Origin of the sequence: Bradyrhizobium sp. BRP22 (assembly GCF_020194175.1) — a bacterium.
GTDB lineage: Bacteria > Pseudomonadota > Alphaproteobacteria > Rhizobiales > Xanthobacteraceae > Bradyrhizobium.
Window position 1 is genome coordinate 160,095 of sequence record NZ_JADYVX010000006.1, and the last position, 16,290, is coordinate 176,384.

The 16,290-nt window shown below is 58.5% G+C and carries 13 protein-coding genes; 5 read left to right on the plus strand and 8 right to left on the minus strand.

Annotated elements, in window-relative coordinates; genetic code table 11:
- The first annotated feature begins 361 nt into the window (after positions 1-361).
- Complete coding sequence (locus I6F35_RS10785; RefSeq protein ID WP_225117640.1) at positions 362-1,021, plus strand: AAA family ATPase; 660 nt, start codon at positions 362-364, stop codon at positions 1,019-1,021.
- A 379-nt stretch (positions 1,022-1,400) separates the two neighbouring features.
- Here I6F35_RS10785 and I6F35_RS10790 read toward each other — a convergent pair whose 3' ends face one another.
- Positions 1,401-1,760 carry a helix-turn-helix domain-containing protein gene (locus I6F35_RS10790; protein ID WP_225117641.1) on the minus strand — a complete coding sequence of 120 codons (360 nt, stop codon included), beginning with the start codon at positions 1,758-1,760 and terminating at the stop codon, positions 1,401-1,403.
- Positions 1,761-2,023: 263 nt separating this feature from the next.
- On the opposite strand from I6F35_RS10790, the gene I6F35_RS10795 reads away from it, so the two are divergent.
- Both I6F35_RS10795 and I6F35_RS40145 read left to right on the plus strand, forming a co-directional pair.
- Entirely contained in the window at positions 2,024-2,320 is a 297-nt protein-coding gene (locus I6F35_RS10795; RefSeq protein WP_225117642.1) for a hypothetical protein, read from the plus strand.
- Positions 2,321-3,546: 1,226 nt separating this feature from the next.
- Positions 3,547-3,903, plus strand: a complete 357-nt coding sequence (locus tag I6F35_RS40145; protein WP_225117643.1) for a VanZ family protein — start codon at positions 3,547-3,549, stop codon at positions 3,901-3,903.
- Here I6F35_RS40145 and I6F35_RS10805 read toward each other — a convergent pair.
- Positions 3,900-4,529 (minus strand): acyltransferase, encoded by a 630-nt coding sequence (locus tag I6F35_RS10805; protein WP_225117644.1) that lies wholly within the window; start codon positions 4,527-4,529, stop codon positions 3,900-3,902. The two genes, I6F35_RS40145 and I6F35_RS10805, sit on opposite strands and share 4 nt — an antisense overlap.
- An 869-nt stretch (positions 4,530-5,398) precedes the next feature.
- Here I6F35_RS10805 and I6F35_RS10810 point away from each other — a divergent pair.
- Together I6F35_RS10810 and I6F35_RS10815 are read left to right on the plus strand one after the other, a co-directional pair.
- Positions 5,399-6,253: a hypothetical protein gene (locus tag I6F35_RS10810; RefSeq protein WP_225117645.1), complete on the plus strand. Its 855-nt coding sequence runs from the start codon at positions 5,399-5,401 to the stop codon at positions 6,251-6,253.
- A complete protein-coding gene (locus I6F35_RS10815; protein WP_225117646.1) occupies positions 6,231-6,692 on the plus strand; it encodes a hypothetical protein in 462 nt (153 codons plus the stop codon). Before I6F35_RS10810 ends, I6F35_RS10815 begins: the two co-directional genes overlap by 23 nt.
- Positions 6,693-6,954: 262 nt before the next feature.
- Here I6F35_RS10815 and I6F35_RS10820 read toward each other — a convergent pair whose 3' ends face one another.
- From I6F35_RS10820 to I6F35_RS10845, 6 genes are all read right to left on the minus strand, one after another.
- A complete protein-coding gene (locus I6F35_RS10820; RefSeq protein WP_225117647.1) occupies positions 6,955-8,271 on the minus strand; it encodes an HlyD family type I secretion periplasmic adaptor subunit in 1,317 nt (438 codons plus the stop codon).
- A complete protein-coding gene (locus I6F35_RS10825; protein WP_225117648.1) occupies positions 8,256-10,202 on the minus strand; it encodes a type I secretion system permease/ATPase in 1,947 nt (648 codons plus the stop codon). Before I6F35_RS10825 ends, I6F35_RS10820 begins: the two co-directional genes overlap by 16 nt.
- Before the next feature lie 78 nt (positions 10,203-10,280).
- Positions 10,281-13,028 carry an Ig-like domain-containing protein gene (locus I6F35_RS10830; RefSeq protein WP_225117649.1) on the minus strand — a complete coding sequence of 916 codons (2,748 nt, stop codon included), beginning with the start codon at positions 13,026-13,028 and terminating at the stop codon, positions 10,281-10,283.
- A 695-nt stretch (positions 13,029-13,723) separates the two neighbouring features.
- Positions 13,724-14,761, minus strand: coding sequence for a glycosyltransferase family 2 protein (locus tag I6F35_RS10835; RefSeq protein WP_225117650.1), 1,038 nt, complete (start codon positions 14,759-14,761; stop codon positions 13,724-13,726).
- Positions 14,700-15,260 carry an acyltransferase gene (locus I6F35_RS10840; protein WP_225117651.1) on the minus strand — a complete coding sequence of 187 codons (561 nt, stop codon included), beginning with the start codon at positions 15,258-15,260 and terminating at the stop codon, positions 14,700-14,702. Before I6F35_RS10840 ends, I6F35_RS10835 begins: the two co-directional genes overlap by 62 nt.
- A complete protein-coding gene (locus I6F35_RS10845) occupies positions 15,260-16,156 on the minus strand; it encodes a glycosyltransferase (RefSeq protein WP_225117652.1) in 897 nt (298 codons plus the stop codon). The genes I6F35_RS10840 and I6F35_RS10845 overlap by 1 nt, the downstream gene beginning before the upstream one ends.
- Positions 16,157-16,290 lie beyond the last annotated feature (134 nt).

Below are 16,290 nucleotides of genomic sequence, written 5' to 3' on the forward strand. Positions count from 1 at the left end.
AACCATCTCAATGTTAGGGTGCATCGCGCCGTTTGTTAAGCCATTGTTAGTCGCGCTGCACAATCGAAGTCAAGGACTAAATTCACGCGCGATTAACTCAGATTTGAGGCCAATGTCACGCTATTGTTAAGTGCGCTGCCGGCGGGGCGACTCGTCCGTCGATGGCCGCTTTTTTTGGCGATTCGGCGCAATCCAAGGCTAAAACCATTCGGAATTCGCGGATGAGCCATGCATGCAGGTTGGACAGATCAAGATCGCAGGGCGCGCAACGAAGAAGACAATTGTAGAGATGCGTTAAGTAATGGTAATGTAACCGCCTGATTTTACTTGGAAATGTGAAGATTTGTTAGTGTGGCACCGCATGACCTCTCCCAGACCGATGCGGAGGACCGTTACTGTTACCCAGCGGAAGGGTGGCGTCGGCAAAACCACGATTGCGATCTGTATCGCAGCCGAGCTGGCACGCCGCGGTCATGACGTCGCACTGGTCGACAGCGATCCGCAGCGCTCGGCCTCGCAGTGGGCCGAGCCGGGCAATCTGGAATTCCCTGTTTACGAAATGGCTCTGGAAGGCACCTCGGTATCCGCCTGGGCTCAGGAGGTGCGAAATATTCAGGCCGCTCTCGTGGTGATCGACACCGCGCCGAATGCGCGTGAAATGGGTGCGTCGATCGCCCTGGCGAACCTGATCCTGGTCCCCTGCACGCCCTCGGGACTTGATCTCGACGCCACCTTGCAGACGCTTGCTATCATTGATGCGGCACGTGAACGCCGGCGCGATGCGATCAAGGTCATTCTAGTTCCCAACCGGCTCGATCGCCGCACGCTTGAGGGCCGACAATTGGTCGAGGAGTTGAGCGAGTTCGGCGAGATCGTCGCGCCTCCGATCGCCAGTCGATCGGCGTTCGTCCGCTCCTTTACAAGCGGTCAATCGGTCGCGAGCTTCATGCCGGGAGACGCGGCGGATCTGGAGATCCAGCAGCTCGCAGATGCGGTGGAAAGGGTTGTCGGAGAGGACTAGAGCATTTCGGTGCTGATGGAATTAGAACCGAAGCTCTAGATTTCTGTTTGACGCGTTTCGCGAACCGGTGTCCCCTTCGCTCGAAGACGCTCTAGCGTGATTATGCGCCACTGTAACCAAAGCCAGCCGGTCGCGCGCGACCGTCTGCACATGCCCTCCTTGGACATATATGCCGACGCCGCGGCCGAATGCTGCTCCCCACTCGATCAAGCGTTCGGGTTGCTGCAACATGCAACGCCGTTTCCCGCGCCGGATTGCAACAACGCTCGGCTTTCCAGGCAAGCGCCGTTTTGCCGTCGAAATTCCCGTCTTGGAGTCTGCAATTGTCACCCCAGCGGCTGCTCGGCCATGCAGCCACGAAGATTTGAAGCAGCGTCGATCAAGCCTTGCGCGCCTGGCTAACCGGAAAGGCCTCAGCCGAAGCTTCTTCAAGCCGCATCTTCTCCAGCAGGAGATCGGTGACTATCTTTCGCAGTCGCTGGTTCTCGAGCGTGAGTTCCTCCAGCACACGACGCATTTCGTCCATCGTTGCGGAGTTTGCTGGCGCCTTCCCGTCACCCGCGGGATCGGACGGAACAATCGCAGCATTCTTGCGCAGAGGCAGCTTCCGCCAACGATGAAGCGTCATGACGCTGACCCCGAGCGCCTTGCAAATCTCCACTTGGGAATTGCCGGCTCGGGCGAGCTCGTCTGCTCGAACGAGCTTCAGGAGGATCTCCTCGTGAGAGTGCTTCTTCATCTTCCCGCCTAAACGCGCCCGGGCCCGCAGCTTGCGGCCGGATCAGCTACCCGACGTAGCCGAAGACTCGGTCCGGGCGGCATCACAATTATCATAAATACCCACAGTCAGAAACGAGCGGCGAAACGCCGGAGGCGTTGGTAACGTCCATGCTTCAGGTAAAGTGTTAGTCATCATCAGCGCAAGCTAGCCGTTCGTGTTAGATGCGGTGCAACCTGATCTCCGGGCCGTTAGCCGCATATCATTCGCCTCGTTCGCCGGTCGTGCCGCGTTACCGCTACCACGGCCATGACGACCCGGGTCCCGTCTTCCTGATCATCGTTGAACATCATCGGTGCTCCACGGTGGAGCGCCGCAACAATGTTGTCTTCGATCGCTTTGTCACTTCAAAACAGTCGAACCGCTCATATCCGATTGGGCTGTTAGGTCAATTGAGCGAAGCGCATATTCAAACGGTTTTTGCCGACAGCACCGAACAAACGGTTTATTCCGAAGGCGCCCCGAAGATCAGGATACCGCCGCAGGAGGCCCAGACTACCTCGGTCCACCCTCTACATTGAATTTTCGGCTCACTTAATTCGTGAAGTATGAGCTGCTTTAACTATATCATACAGTAGTAAGGGTACGACCGCGGGTCAACCTCGAATGGATTTACACCTGGAAATAACGATGCCGAAGGCACGTCTTTCCCGCGTTTTACCGCCAGCACGCCCCTATCATCGGACCGAACACTGTTATGTGATGCGCCGTTAAGACCCCGCAGCCCTTCTGAGATCCCTAGCCGAGCGAGACTACGGACGCTCACGCACACTCGAGCGACCATCGCTTGCGATCTTACGATCTACTCTCGGTGCATCGGCGGTGCCCAGACTGCGCTCCAACCATCCGACGAGATCACGCCTTCTCAATCCAACACCAGTACGGAAAGCAATCGCCCTGCCGTTCTTGTTGCCGCGTAGCCTGCAGCAAATCTATGCGCGCGTTATGTCGAACATTGACGTGCTCACCCTCTTGCGGCGCGCATCATCGCAGACGAGTGCTGGGCAACTCGCACGGCGCAACGTCGCAGGCCAGCCGGTGGCGGCCTGCCGAGCGGTCGATTATTTCCTTTTAAATCATTTCAAATTTAAATATATTTAATCCGACTCGGCCAACAACCAATTCCTGCGGGCGTGCCTAGCCATGAGATGAAGAGGTCCGACCCGGAAGACAGTGGCCACGCGGCCAAGCATCGGAGGACGATGTCCCAGCGTAGCATCGGCAGTCTGAGCAATGGCGTCAGCGCCAGAGCTTCGGCCCGGACGGAGATGATGTTGCCAGTTTCGAACGTCGCCTCCGAAGCCTCAGCGCAATGGCCCGGAAGCGAGGCCAAGACATTCCACGTCTCTTCGGGCGTGGATCCTGGCCCCTCCGGCTTCAATTGGCCCTCATGATCCGAGCGACGAATACAACCGCACCGGCGCCTCAGCAAGCGTGCAAGGCAGATGTGCATATTGGAGCTTTGCATTACGCGCCTGTCGACTTCCGTGCAGATGCAACACTGAAGAAATGGCCTTCAATCGGGAATGAGCGCGCAAAGGCGACCCGCTGGCCTGAACCTTATCTTTTGCTGGAGGGCTCACTGGACGCATGCATCCGGGCATTCCTGGCCAAGCCCGCGCACCAGCGCCATCTCTACGAAGTGCATACTGAACCGCAAGCCCGACTTGTGACGGCCGTATTGTCCGCAGAACAGATCATCGAAATCGCTCGCCTCCGGGATTTTCTCTAAGAGCCAATGCCCCCAATGCCTCAGAAACTTGCCTCGATCGCCGCTTGGGCGCTCCTGTGCTTTCTTGCCTACGCCTCGGTATCGCCAATTGGAGCGAGGCCGACGCTCCCCTCCTCAACGAGCCTGGAGCATATTGCCGCGTTCGCGACCATCGGCTTCCTCTTCCACTTGGCCTATCCGCGCCACGTCATGCTTGTGTGGTTCATCGTCATTGGCAGCGCCGCGCTGTTTGAACTGATGCAACTCGCGACCGTCGATCGCCACGCGCGACTGGTGGACGCCATCGAAAAGATGGCGGGCGGCAGCATGGGCATATTTGTCGGCCGCGCCGCGGTCCATTTCGAGCGAGCGCTGCGCCGGCGCCAGATTTAGTCGCCGGCGCCGGCAGAAGCGCGAGGGACAGGCCGGACGCCGCGATCACAATCGGTGTCCCCAGAGCGTGATTCCACGGCTGCCTGCATGCGGGCCGGACATCCGAATACCTTGGCGCCCGCCGGCACATCCCGATTGACGAAGGAATTCGCACCAATAACGGCTTTGTCGCCAACCGTCACGCCCATCTGAACGATCGCGTTAGGTCCGATATAGACGCCGTTTCCGATCTTGGTCGGAGCGTACTCGATCGGCTTCTCTCCGAGCGAGATGGAGCGATTGACGGTGTGATGCGTATAGATCTGGACGCCGGCGGATATCGAGCACCAGTCGCCGATCTGCAGACCTCCGCCCGAACCGTCCAGAATGCAGCCGGGTCCGATCCATGTATGCCGGCCGACACGGACATCTCCGAGCACGAGCACGTTGTCGTACATCGTCGTGCCCTCGCCGAAGCCGTAAGCGGCCGCATTATCACCTCGCTCCGTGAGGAGATCGCCGATCGACACCCTTCGGGAGAACTGCGCTTTCTTGCGGGCTGCGAGAATCTGCAGAAAGCGCCTGATCAGCCCGAGCCATTCGTCCACGCGCTGCTCGGACATTCCGGAGTTGAAGTCTGGCGACATCTGAGCCCCTTGCTCGGCCGAACCCTGGGCGGGCTATGATATCACCATCACGCGTCGAACGAAGACGCGACAGGGACCGCCGTGCGAGGGCCTGCTGTTTAGCTCGCGTTCTCCGTCATCGCAGCGACCCGCGCGGCGAACGGCCGAATATCCCTAGGACAGCGGCGCGATTTAATCAACAATTATTAGTATTTAATTCCGTTGCCTCAACGTTTTTGAATGGACGCTCCGCCCGATTCACGGTTCCGCTCTGCCGCGTTCACCATCAGCGCAGGGGACAGGCCCGCTGCGAGGCCCGTAAGCTGGGTCCTGAGCACCTAAGACCATGGAAACAAGTCGAAATTTCCGTGGGTCGCCGCGCGGCTGCGGTCTCCGACTTCAGTAACTTTGCTCACCGAATGCCTCCCTCACACGAACAAAACGCCACTTCATGCAAAAGGGCTCAGCATTGACCGGCATCGAATTAATATTTAAGCTTCCACTTTAAATCAATATTTTGAATGTCATTTTAATTTACAACGGCTTCAAATGCAAATCGAGAAAAATGCCGCCAGCCTTCAGGCACACCATAGAAACTCCCAGAGATACGAAACCTTGCTGAAGTCAGGGCTGACCGACACCGAACGTCGAACTATTGAAACCCTGCTCTCCGAAGCCCAGGCCGAAATCGCAAGATTAACTGGGATTACCACATCCCAATTTTGGCAAGGGCAGAGCAACTCGATTTCGTGAGAGCTCGACTTATTGGAACCTGTTCCCTGGCGCGTCCCGACACACGTCGTTCCTCGTATTGAGAAGGAACTGTCAACCCTCTGGTTCTGCTCAAACGTATGGTGGTTAAAATAAATCCAGCAAGCTATTAAATTGAGATGACCAATCCGGACAAATCGATTTCGACCAAAAACCTGTCGCAAGTAATGAGCGATCAGTCACGCGGCGAGTTCTTCGCAGGACTCTTTGCGATTGGCTGCATAAGTGGCCTCGCATCACGCGTCTTCCAATCGGCAAACAAACTGGGGTGGATGGAGGCCCTCTCTGAGACCTTTGAGGTAAGCGTGGTGGTTTGGGTATCCTGTGCAGCGGGGGTATACCTTGTTCTTCAAGATCGAACGACCGGGATTCGTTCTTTCGAGGTGGCCATAGGCGCAGCATTTGCCTTTCTGATCCTTCTGCCAATCGGCGCGTTGAGCTGGCTCGCGGTTGCGGCGCTGGGCTTGTACGTCATCATTTTCTCCGAGGACCCGTCGGCGCGACGCGGCGCTTTCATACTGGTGGCAACCACCGTTCCGGTGATCTGGAGCCGACTCTTATTCCAGTTCTTTGCCGATCTGATATTGCGGATTGACGCCTCCCTTGTCGGTTGGTTGTTGCGCACTCCCCGAACCGGGGACATCGTTGGATTCGCCGACGGTTCGGGAGTTCTGGTCATCCTGCCAGGTTGTTCTTCGCTCGCGAATATGTCGCTTGCATTTCTCTGCTGGATTACCTTGAGCCGGTTGGTCGACCATAAGAGATCTGCCTACGATCCGTTCTGGTGCCTTCTGGCCTGCGTGTCGGTGATCGCGGTGAACGTCACGCGCATGAGCGTCATGGGCTTAAGCCAGTGGCACTACGATACATTCCATAGTCCATTGGCGGCTGCTGTTGCCAATGCCGCCATGCTGGGCCTAATCCTCGGTTGCTGTCTGATAGGGGTCAGGCGTGAATTTTTCCAGCGGATTTAAGTGGGCACTCGCCACGGTACTCGCGCTAGCCATCGGATGGAAGATGGTGCTCCCGCCTGACTACCAAGGTCATCTGAAGGAAGACCTTGTCGAATTTCTTGAGCGCAACCACTTCAATGTGGTCGCGAGATACGAGACAGGAACGCTGATCATCAGCGCCAACGCAGCATCATGCCAAATGCATGTTGCAAAGCTAACCCCCGATGGATCGAACGCGAATCTCGTACGGCATCTCACCGCAGGAGCGCAACGCTCGTTCGTCGTCTTCCGCAGCGAGATTTATACGCAGCAACCGGTATTTTGGACTGTGCTAGATTATCTTTGGTCCAGATTTCTTCGCGAGCTTCGCTTGACCAGGAACGTGTCGCCCGTCATCGATGTGGCAGAAAGCTCATCATGCAACGCCGAACGGCTCCCGTGGGGTGAGCTTGAACGTTGAATCATGGGTGCTCTTTGGGAGGTCCCTTTCGTGTGAACGATCGGCCTAATTTTAGCTCTTTCAGCCATCACGCGACGGTATTCTGCAAAAAATTCGACCGGATAGCCGCCACATCCTGACCTCCGGCTACTTCATCGGGCGACCGGTCCGGTGCGGTTCGGCGGGACGAAAATATCATAACGATGGCTAACCCTTCGGCGGCGGGCGATCACCGGCGCCTTCATCGATGAACCATCCACAAACGTCGCCCCGTTCGCTACTCTCAGCGTTCCTTGAATGCCCGTCCCGCCTGATCCCGCAACGGCTTGACCAGGTACGACAGCGCGGTTCGCGCCGGCGTCTTGATGAAGACATCGACCGGCATGCCCGGCACCAGCTTCGCCGATCCCAGTCTTGCAAGCTCGTCGGCCTTGAGCAGGATGCGCGCCGTGTAATAGCTCGTGCCGGTCCGCTGGTCCTGCGTCAGGTCCGCCGACACCATGCTGACCTCTCCGTCGACCTCGGGCGTCGTCTTCTGATTGAAGGCCGCAAATTGCATGGTCGCGGTCTGTCCGACATACACCTGATCGATATCCCGCGGCGTGATCTTGACCTCAACCGCGAGGGCGTCCGCATCCGGCACGACGAGCATGATCTGCTCACCAGGAGCGATCACGCCTCCCACGGTGTGAACGGAAAGCTGATGAACGCGGCCGGACTGCGGCGCCCGAATATCGATGCGATTGAGCTGGTCCACCGCCGCGGTCTTCCGCTCTGTAAGCTCGGAAAGCTTGGAGCGCGTTTCGATCAGATCCTTGCCGACCTCGGTTCGCAGGTCCTGATCGATCTGGATGATCTGAAGCTCGATCTCAGCGATCTTTCCCTTTGACTGCGCCATCATGCCGCTCAACTGGCTGCGCTCACCTTCCAACCGCGCGCTGTCGCGCTCGAGCGCGGTCAGGCGCGTGATGGGCACCAGGTTTTTCTGGAACAGCGTCCGGACGCCCTCGAGTTCCTGGCGGATGTAATCGACTTCCTTCTGCTTGGCCTCGGCCTGCCCGGCGTAGCCCTTGATCTCGTCCTGAAGCTGCGCCTTGCGCTCCCTGAGCTGTGCCTTCTGGCCGCTCCGGGACTGTCGGCGCAGATCGAACAAGGTGCGCTCCGCCGAGATCGCGCGCCCCGCCTCCAGATTGCTGTCTCTCGACCGTTCGAGCAGCGCCGGCGGAAATACGATCTGATCAACGCTGTCGCGCTCAGCCTCGAGGCGTGCCTGGCGGGCAAGCAGTTCGTCGAAACTCTTGGTGACGATCGTTGCGTTCGCGAGCGTCTGGGTCTCGTCGAGCCGGATCAGAATATCTCCGGCTTTCACCCGGTCACCATCGCGGACACGCAGTTCGCCGACAATCCCGCCGGTGGCGTGCTGAACCTTCTTCACGCTTGAATCCACCACGACGACACCCTGGCCGATCACCGCGCCGGACAACTGCGACGTCGCGGCCCAACCGCCGATGCCGAAGGTGACGAAGCCGACCATGAACATGCCGACGATCATGTAGCGCTGGATGGACTGCAGCGCCGGCGTTGCTACCTGGCGATCCATCGTCCGCCTCCCTGTCCGTCTGCCACCACCCTGAGCGGCGCTGTCGGTCGCAGCACCTTCTTGAGCACCTCCTCCTTCGGCCCGAAGGACTGAAGCCTTCCTTCGCCGATCACCAGGACATGGTCGACCGCTTCGAGCGCCTTCGGCCGGTGCGCAACCACGGCGACGATGCCGCCGCGGTTACGGACATTCAGGATCGCTTCCGTAAGCGCCTCTTCGCCTTCGGAATCGACATTCGATGTCGGCTCATCAAGCACCACCAGGAAGGGATTGCCGTAGAGCGCCCGGGCGAGCCCAATGCGTTGCCGCTGACCGGCGGATAAAGCCATTCCGCCTTCGCCGACCTTGGTGGCATAGCCATCCGGGAGCGAGAGGATGAGATCATGCGCACCGGCTGCTTGTGCGGCCTCCAGCACTCCCTGCGATGTGGCCTGAAGATCGAACCGTGCAATGTTGACGGCAATACTGCCCTCGAACAGCTCGACGTCTTGCGGCAGATAGCCGATATGCTTGCCAAGCTCGTCGGGTGACCACTGTTCCAGCGCCGCGTTGTCGAGCTTGATCTTGCCGCGCAGCCGCGGCCAGACGCCGACCAGCGCACGAACCAGCGTAGACTTGCCGGATCCACTGGGGCCAATAATTCCCACGCCCTCGCCGCCTTTCAACTGAAACGAGACATCTGAGAGGACCAGCTTCTCTGAATCCGGGGGCGCGACATAGAGATGCTCGACGACGAGCGCCGCTTTGGGCGCAGGCAGTCCAAGCGGCGAATCCTCGTCGGGGAGGAGCTTCAGCAAGCGATCCAGCCGATGCGCCGACTGTCGGGCGCCAACGAATCCCTTCCAGTTCGCGATCGCCACCTCCACGGGCGCAAGCGCCCTCGCCGTCAGGATCGAGCCGGCGATGATGATGCCGGCGGTCGATTCCTGGTTAATGACGAGAACCGCGCCGACCGCAAGAACAAGCGACTGCAGGAACGAGCGAAAGAACTTCGAGAGCCCGCCGAGCCCGCTCGCAACGTCGCTCGCCTGCTCATGCGCCGAGAGATACTTGCTGTTGACATCCTGCCAGCGCAGCGCCGCCTGCCGCCTCATCCCCATCGCTTGCAGGACCTCAGCGTTTCGCCGTCCCTCGGCGGCAAGTGCGTTGCGCGCGACGCCGAGCCGCGCGAACGCCTTTGCCGGACCGCGCGTTCGGGTCTCCGTCAGGACTGTGACTCCGACCAGCACCAGCGCGCCCAACAGCGCGGTCACGCCGATCCAGAAATGGAACAGGAAGCAGATGCCAAGATAGATCGGCATCCAGGGCAGATCAAAGAGCGCGGTCGGCCCGCCCCCGGACAAGAAACTGCGGACCTGATCGAGATCGCGCAATGGCTGCATGCCGTCGCCATCGCCGCGCGTCTTGAGCGGCAGGCGCACGACTGCATCGAACACACGAAGGCCGAGCCTTTCATCGAGGTAACGCCCGATCCGAACACTGATCCGGCTTCGGACCAGATCGAGGCCGCTCTGGAACAGATAAAGCACCATCGCCAGCACCAGCAACGCAATCAGCGTCGGGATGCTGCGACCGGGCAGCACCCGGTCATAAACCTGAAGCATGAAAAACGAGCCGGTGAGCATCAGCAGATTGCTCAGGCCGCTGAAGGCGGCAAGGCTCCAGAATATCCGGCGGCACGAACTCAGGAATGCCGATATCTCGGATTGCGGCTCATCGTAGAAGTCGGCAGGACGCGGCGGGCGGCTAAACAGCCGCGCTCGCACGACCTCGACCGAACGTTCGCCCAACCTGGTGAGCTCTCGCGACGATGATCGCGCCCGCTCTGCCAGAAGTCCTAGGGCGGCGATAAATATCGCCCATCGCGATACTTCCATCTCCTCAATATTTACCGACGGGGAGGTATCTCCCCGCCGTCCAAGATTAGTCATGGCACGTGTCCCCTAACATGCGCCGTGGAGATTAACTCCACGGCGCTGAATGTTCTTCGACTTATTGCGCCCCTTCGCTTACGCGAAATGGAAGTCGTGACTCTGCAGTGCACCAAGCTTAGTGTTCTTCAGCGTGAGCGAGTCAGCTCCGTTCGCAATGACCACGTCCTGTCCGACCTGCGAAGCGTGGTTGAGAACGCTGGCAAAGTCGCTGAACGCACTCTTGCTGAACTGGATCGTGTCGTGCGAAGTCCCGTAAGCATCGAAGTCCTTGATGACATCCTTACCGAAATTCGCGGCGAATACGAACGTGTCTTGATTACCCTTGCCGACGAACAAGTCGTTGCCCGATGTGCTCGTCAGCGTATTGCTGCCTGTCGAGCCAAGGATCGCGCTGCCCGAACTGGCCGTTGTGTGACCGGCACTGTCGACCCCCACCGCTTTGAACGAGTGCACAGTGTTGGATACGGCAGACGTGCTCGTGAAGCTCCAGTTACCGTCCGCACCGGCAGTCGTCGTCCCGATATACGCCTTGCCGTCGTACATCTTGACTTGGCTGAATGCATCAGCGGTGCCTTTCATTGTAACGACATTGCTCGAGCTCGTGGTGAGCGAAGTGAAGTTCACTGCTGAAGCTGGAGCGGTCGGGGTCGTCGGCGTTGCGCCTGGAGCGCCGATGGTGTGATCCCCATTGAGATCCTGATGGAAAATATTCTCATAGGATTGGACCGTTGTGCTGTTGGCAGCAAGAGCAACGCCGTGGGTCGGGTAGAACTTGAAGTTGCCCTGACTATCCGTAGTCCAGAAGGTGAACTGCCCGCTTGAGTCTTTCCACGCAACATCGTAGCCGCCGCCATCCAGCTTGACTGAGCTGATTGGAATCCAGTCTTCGAATTGGCCGGCTGTCACAGCAGCGCCGTGATATTTCAGCTCGGGGCCGGAAGCTCCGAGGAAATAATTGTTGCCGACCTGGACCAGGCCAGTCAATCCAGACGGTGTGGTCGATCCACCACCGATCACCGGATGGAAGGCCTGCGATGCAGCGCTGACATTGCCCGCAACGTCCGTTGCCGTCGCCATGAGGTCGTGAGTCCCGCTCGACAGAGCGCTGGTGGTGACGCTCCAGCTCCCGTTCGTCCCCGCCGTGGCGGTACCGACGACATTCGACCCGTCATAGACCTTGACAGTGCTGCCAGCCTCGGCCGTTCCAGACACCTGCACGTGGTTGGTATCGACAACGGAGTTCGCCTTCAACGCCGGCGCAGTCGGCGCCTTAGTATCGATGGTGATCGCAAGCGCCACGGACGTCACGCTGCTGGCTCTTGCTGTCGTACCTGTGCTGGCAGCCGTGGCCGTGAAACTATGAGCACCGTCCTGCAGCGCCGCGGTGGTCAGGCTCCAGTTGCCATTGGCGTCGGCCTTGACGGATCCGAGCTGGGTATTGCCATCGAACACCTTCACGGTCGCGTTGGCCTGGGCCGTGCCCTTGAGCGTCAGCGTGTTGTCGTTGGTGATGTTGTCGCCGGACTTGCCGCTGTCGTTCGAGAACGAGACGATCTTCGGCGTCGCGGAAGGCTGCGTCGGCGGAGTCGTCGTCGGCCCACCGATCACCGGATCGACCGCCTGCGAGGCAGCGCTGACATTGCCGGCAGCGTCCGTGGCCGTAGCCGTCAGGTTATGAGACCCGGTCGACAGGGCGCTGGTGGTGATGCTCCAAGTACCATTCGCCGCCACCGTGCCGGTGCCGACCACATTCGCTCCATCATAGACCTTGATCGTGCTGCCCGCCTCGGCGGTGCCCGACACCAGCACCTTGTTCGTGTCGACGACGGTATCGCTCTTCACGACCGGGGTGGTCGGCGCAACATTATCGACCGTCACCGTGAGAGCGGCAGATGCGGCGCTGGTCTGACCGCTCGCATTGGTGGCCGTTGCCTTCAGCACGTGCTGGGCATTGGTCAGCACCGACGTAATATACTCCCAACTCCCGCTCGCATTCGCATTGGTCGTACCGATCTGCTTCGTGCCGTCGAAGATCTTGATGGTGCTATTTGCCGCAGCGGTCCCCTTCAACTGAAGCGTGTTGTCGCTGGTGATGCCGTCGCCGACTTTTCCGGTGTCGTTCGAGAACGAAGCGATCACCGGCGCGTCCGGAGTTGGACTGGCAGGAGGCACCGTGGGCGACCCGCCACCTTCCACCGGAAACGGCGGGGCGATAAGCGCGCCCGGAACGAGTTCGCCATTCACGATTGAAGCATAGCGGACGTTTTCCCAATCGGTAATATGTATTTTTCCGTTGACCTCCAGAAGGAGGAGCGGGTCATACATAAATGGTCCCACAAAATACACGTCCTTGAGCGATACGTAGATATCGTCCGAATCCGCGTGAATCCGCAAGCCATACAGACCACCTTCGAACACCACATTGTTGAACGTGAACGATCCGCTGTAATCGTCCGCAACGAAAAAACCAGCGTTTGCAGCAGTGTTGTGAGATACAATCGTTGTGTTTGTGATGGTCACATTCCCACTGCCGCCGGGATCATAGGCTTGAATACCATCAGCGTGATCAGACCCCTGCCCAGTCGTTTCGATGTACGAATTGCTGATGGTTATGTCGCCGTCCCCACCAATGCGCACGCCTTCCCTTGAATTGATGCGGACCTGGTCGAGGCTGAATGACCCACTGCCTACGACTGAGGCGATGGAGCCGGAATCCGTAATACTCGCATTCGATAGCGTCCCGCCATCTCGGAGCGTAACTGCCGCCGAACTCGTATTGCTGTTAAACAACGGGTCATTCCAGCTCAGAGGAATGGCTGCCATCTAGTGTTCTCCTGGTAGCTTTTCTGGTTTGTCCCCAGGCAACGTGCCCAATTTGAATTCCCCGAGCAACGATACCCTGTGTGCGACTCTGCTGGCGCAGCGCCGATGGATTCGTTCTGGTCATTGGCAGAGGCTTTTTTGGGACGACATCACGGCCCACCCAAGGTGATTCTTTAACCACGCTGGTCAAAAAAAGCCTCTCCGCACGAATTTGCTCACGCATTCGCCTGATGTGCTTTAAATGACACACGAAGAATAAATCGTCACTCTCAGCGACGGGACCATGGCCTCAGCGTAAAGGAGCGAGAATTGCAGTGCAGTTAATTCCAATGCGAAAAATCGCAGTTTCTGGCAGTTTCTTGGGCACAGTAAATTTCACTTCAAGGGATTTAATAAGAAGCGATTTTGCAGATTTCCGCACAAGCTCAAACTCGCGTGTACCCAGGCGCGCAGGCGCTAGATTTAATGCTGGCTTGACGGATTTAATATTGACCGTCCACCTCCATCCGAATCGTTCCGATCCACCGCTTGAGACTGCCCCAACCTTCAAGGATTAAATAGCAGGCCGTCGAGTACCTGCGTCATCGCGGATGAGTGAGAAAATATGGGCGCCGCGCTATGGTTGTAGCCGTCTGCAAAGCAGACGCAGGGCTCTGAGTGGCGCTACCAGCTGCCCGCTTGAGCCAGAGAAGTCGTTACCCGACCTCGATCTTCGAGTTATCGTGTTCGCGAGAAGGCTGCTTGTCCGGATAGCCCTTGATCCAGTCGTGGCGCTCGGTCCAGACTTTCATCCAACCCTTGGCTTCGGATCGATCCGGCCCGAGCCCAATCCGGGCGAGCAATGCGCGCAGACCTACGCCTGCAAGAAGTTCGAGAAGAACGAGCTGCCTGCGCCATCCATCGAAATGGTCGCGAACGAGTGTGGCCTTGCCTTTAAAGAGGAGGAGCAGCTTGTCCGCTCGGGTCGCTGACGCCTTGCCGACATCGTGGACGATACATGCTTCCGGGCAAATGATTGGACGAAACCCAGCGCGCCGAGCACGGAAGGCAAGATCGGCATCCTCGCCATACATGAAATAGCGCTCGTCGAACCCGCCGAGCTTTTGCCAGACGTCGCGGGGAACCAAGAGAAGGCAACCGGTGACGATGCCGACCTCGCGAACAGTGTCGCGATGCCAATCGGCCATGGATTCAGGGTCGAACCAGGGCGAGTGACGAAAGACTGTGCTTAGGCCAAGAGCGAAGCAGGTCATACTCCATATAGTCGGTAGCGCCCAGCAAGAAGACAACTCGAGCGCACCGTCGCGCTGGACCGTTCGCCCACCGTAAAGCCCGTGGCCCGGACGCGAGCGCGCAAACTTCACCAACCGCTCGATTGCATGATCAAGCACGACGGTATCGGGATTCAGAAGAAGCAGAAACTCGGCGTTCGCTCGGCGCGCCGCCAGGTTCATTCCTCGTGCAAAACCGAGATTTTGCTTGGCTTCGATCAACTCCACTTCAGCAAAGCGCGATCGGATCATATCGACCGAACGGTCGCTTGAACGGTTGTCGACCACGATCACCTGCTGCCTCAGGCTGCCGCGTTGCTCGTGCAGAGTTTGGAGACACTCGCCGAGCAAGTGCTCCGTATTGTACGAGACGATGAGAACAGCGACGTCGGCGTGCGGGCTAATCAAGTGGAGACCCAGCGCGCTTCGGACGCGGCTTGATTGGCCGAGCAGGTATGCCACCGCAGATCATATTTGCTGGAAGATCGCGGGTTACTACCGATCCGGCGCCAACGATACAGCCCTCGTCTATGGTAACGCCTGCGGTGATAACCGCGTTTGCACCAATCCAGACCCCGTCGCGAATTACGATATCGCGTTCGCTCTTTGGCTGAAAAGCGGGCGGAGTACCCTCAACCAGACCGTAATCCGACGCGGTGACAACTGCTCCGGGGCCGATCATCACATCATCGCCTAACGTTATTCGCCCGGTCTCATTACCGGCCCAGAGACACACGCGCTCACCGACATGGCACCGGTTTCCCAACGTGATTCTTTCACCATTTGCTATCGACACGTTCGGCCCGAAGACCTGATCGCTGCCCATCTTGATCTTGCGCTTTTCGCGCACATGCTTGTAGCTATAGAAGTGGAGGATCCGCAGCGAATGCAGCCATGTCATTGGGTCTAGCATGGACCGCACGCCGCTGGCAATTTTGTCGCGGGTGCTTGTGATTGGCATCAGCTCCCCTCCCGTTGTCCATGGGTAGCCGAAGGAATAGTACGGCTCGTTTCGTCTCGCTCCCAAGCACGGTCACCCCGCTGCTCCTTGCGAGTCGCCGCGAACGCGGCCATTTTCGAGATGATCGCATATACGATCAAATCCCCAATCCTCGCGCGCCGTCGGCGCAACAGATCCAAGAGTGATAGTCTGCGGGCGCGGCCCGGAAGCTGTCCGAAGCGCCGATCCAGTTCGCGTTGGCCGACCAGCGTGCGTGTCCGTCGCTTAATCAACCCTTGAACCGTGCGCGGCGGTCGCACCAGAAACTGATACGAGTTCGACGTTGTGCGTTCGCGGGTTTCGAACAAGTCGTGCACATACTGGTCGTCATTGGTTATCGCTGGAAACACACCAACGCGCGCATGTCCGGCGGCGGTTAGTACGTAGATACCTGAACCGACGAGGTTGTCGGTGAACCAAGGCGTCTCACACCACACCCGATAGAAAGATCGAACGATGGCCGGACATCCATCCAAATCGATCACCGCTCGGGGCGCTCCAATAAGCGCACCTGCGCGGTCCATCTCCTCCACCACGGATCGAATGGCTCCAGCGCTTACCGTGATGTCTGCATCCAGATACACGCGCGGAAACACCGTTGCCGCTTTATCGCCTGCATTGAGGGCAGCATGCTTGGACGCCTCGGACACTTCAATCACACCAACTCGATTGCCGTAGCTCCGCCCGATCTCCACGGTGCGATCGGTGCAGCCATTGGCGACAACAAGGATCTCCAGTTCGCCCGGTTTGGAGTCTGCCAGCAAGGTGTCGAGACACCGCGCCAGCACCTTTTCCTCGTTGTGTGCGGGGATGATTACGCTGAAAGCAGGCACCGGTTGGTCAGCATGATCCTGCATATTTTCGACGCGGGCGAAGTCCAGCCTATATAAAAAAGATCGGTCTCGGACGAATGACTTATTTCGAGGCAGCAGTATACCTCGCCAATAGGCAAAAGCGATAAAATAATGGCGTTCGCAAACCGTCTTTTGAC

Excerpts from the sequence above, each read along its gene's own strand:
- I6F35_RS10785 (WP_225117640.1), top strand. The coding sequence starts at position 362 with ATGACCTCTCCCAGACCGATGCGGAGGACCGTTACTGTTACCCAGCGG.
- I6F35_RS10790 (WP_225117641.1), bottom strand. The coding sequence starts at position 1,760 with ATGAAGAAGCACTCTCACGAGGAGATCCTCCTGAAGCTCGTTCGAGCA.
- I6F35_RS40145 (WP_225117643.1), top strand. The coding sequence starts at position 3,547 with ATGCCTCAGAAACTTGCCTCGATCGCCGCTTGGGCGCTCCTGTGCTTT.
- I6F35_RS10805 (WP_225117644.1), bottom strand. The coding sequence starts at position 4,529 with ATGTCGCCAGACTTCAACTCCGGAATGTCCGAGCAGCGCGTGGACGAA.
- I6F35_RS10810 (WP_225117645.1), top strand. The coding sequence starts at position 5,399 with ATGACCAATCCGGACAAATCGATTTCGACCAAAAACCTGTCGCAAGTA.
- I6F35_RS10820 (WP_225117647.1), bottom strand. The coding sequence starts at position 8,271 with ATGGATCGCCAGGTAGCAACGCCGGCGCTGCAGTCCATCCAGCGCTAC.
- I6F35_RS10825 (WP_225117648.1), bottom strand. The coding sequence starts at position 10,202 with ATGACTAATCTTGGACGGCGGGGAGATACCTCCCCGTCGGTAAATATT.
- I6F35_RS10830 (WP_225117649.1), bottom strand. The coding sequence starts at position 13,028 with ATGGCAGCCATTCCTCTGAGCTGGAATGACCCGTTGTTTAACAGCAAT.
- I6F35_RS10840 (WP_225117651.1), bottom strand. The coding sequence starts at position 15,260 with ATGCCAATCACAAGCACCCGCGACAAAATTGCCAGCGGCGTGCGGTCC.
- I6F35_RS10845 (WP_225117652.1), bottom strand. The coding sequence starts at position 16,156 with ATGCAGGATCATGCTGACCAACCGGTGCCTGCTTTCAGCGTAATCATC.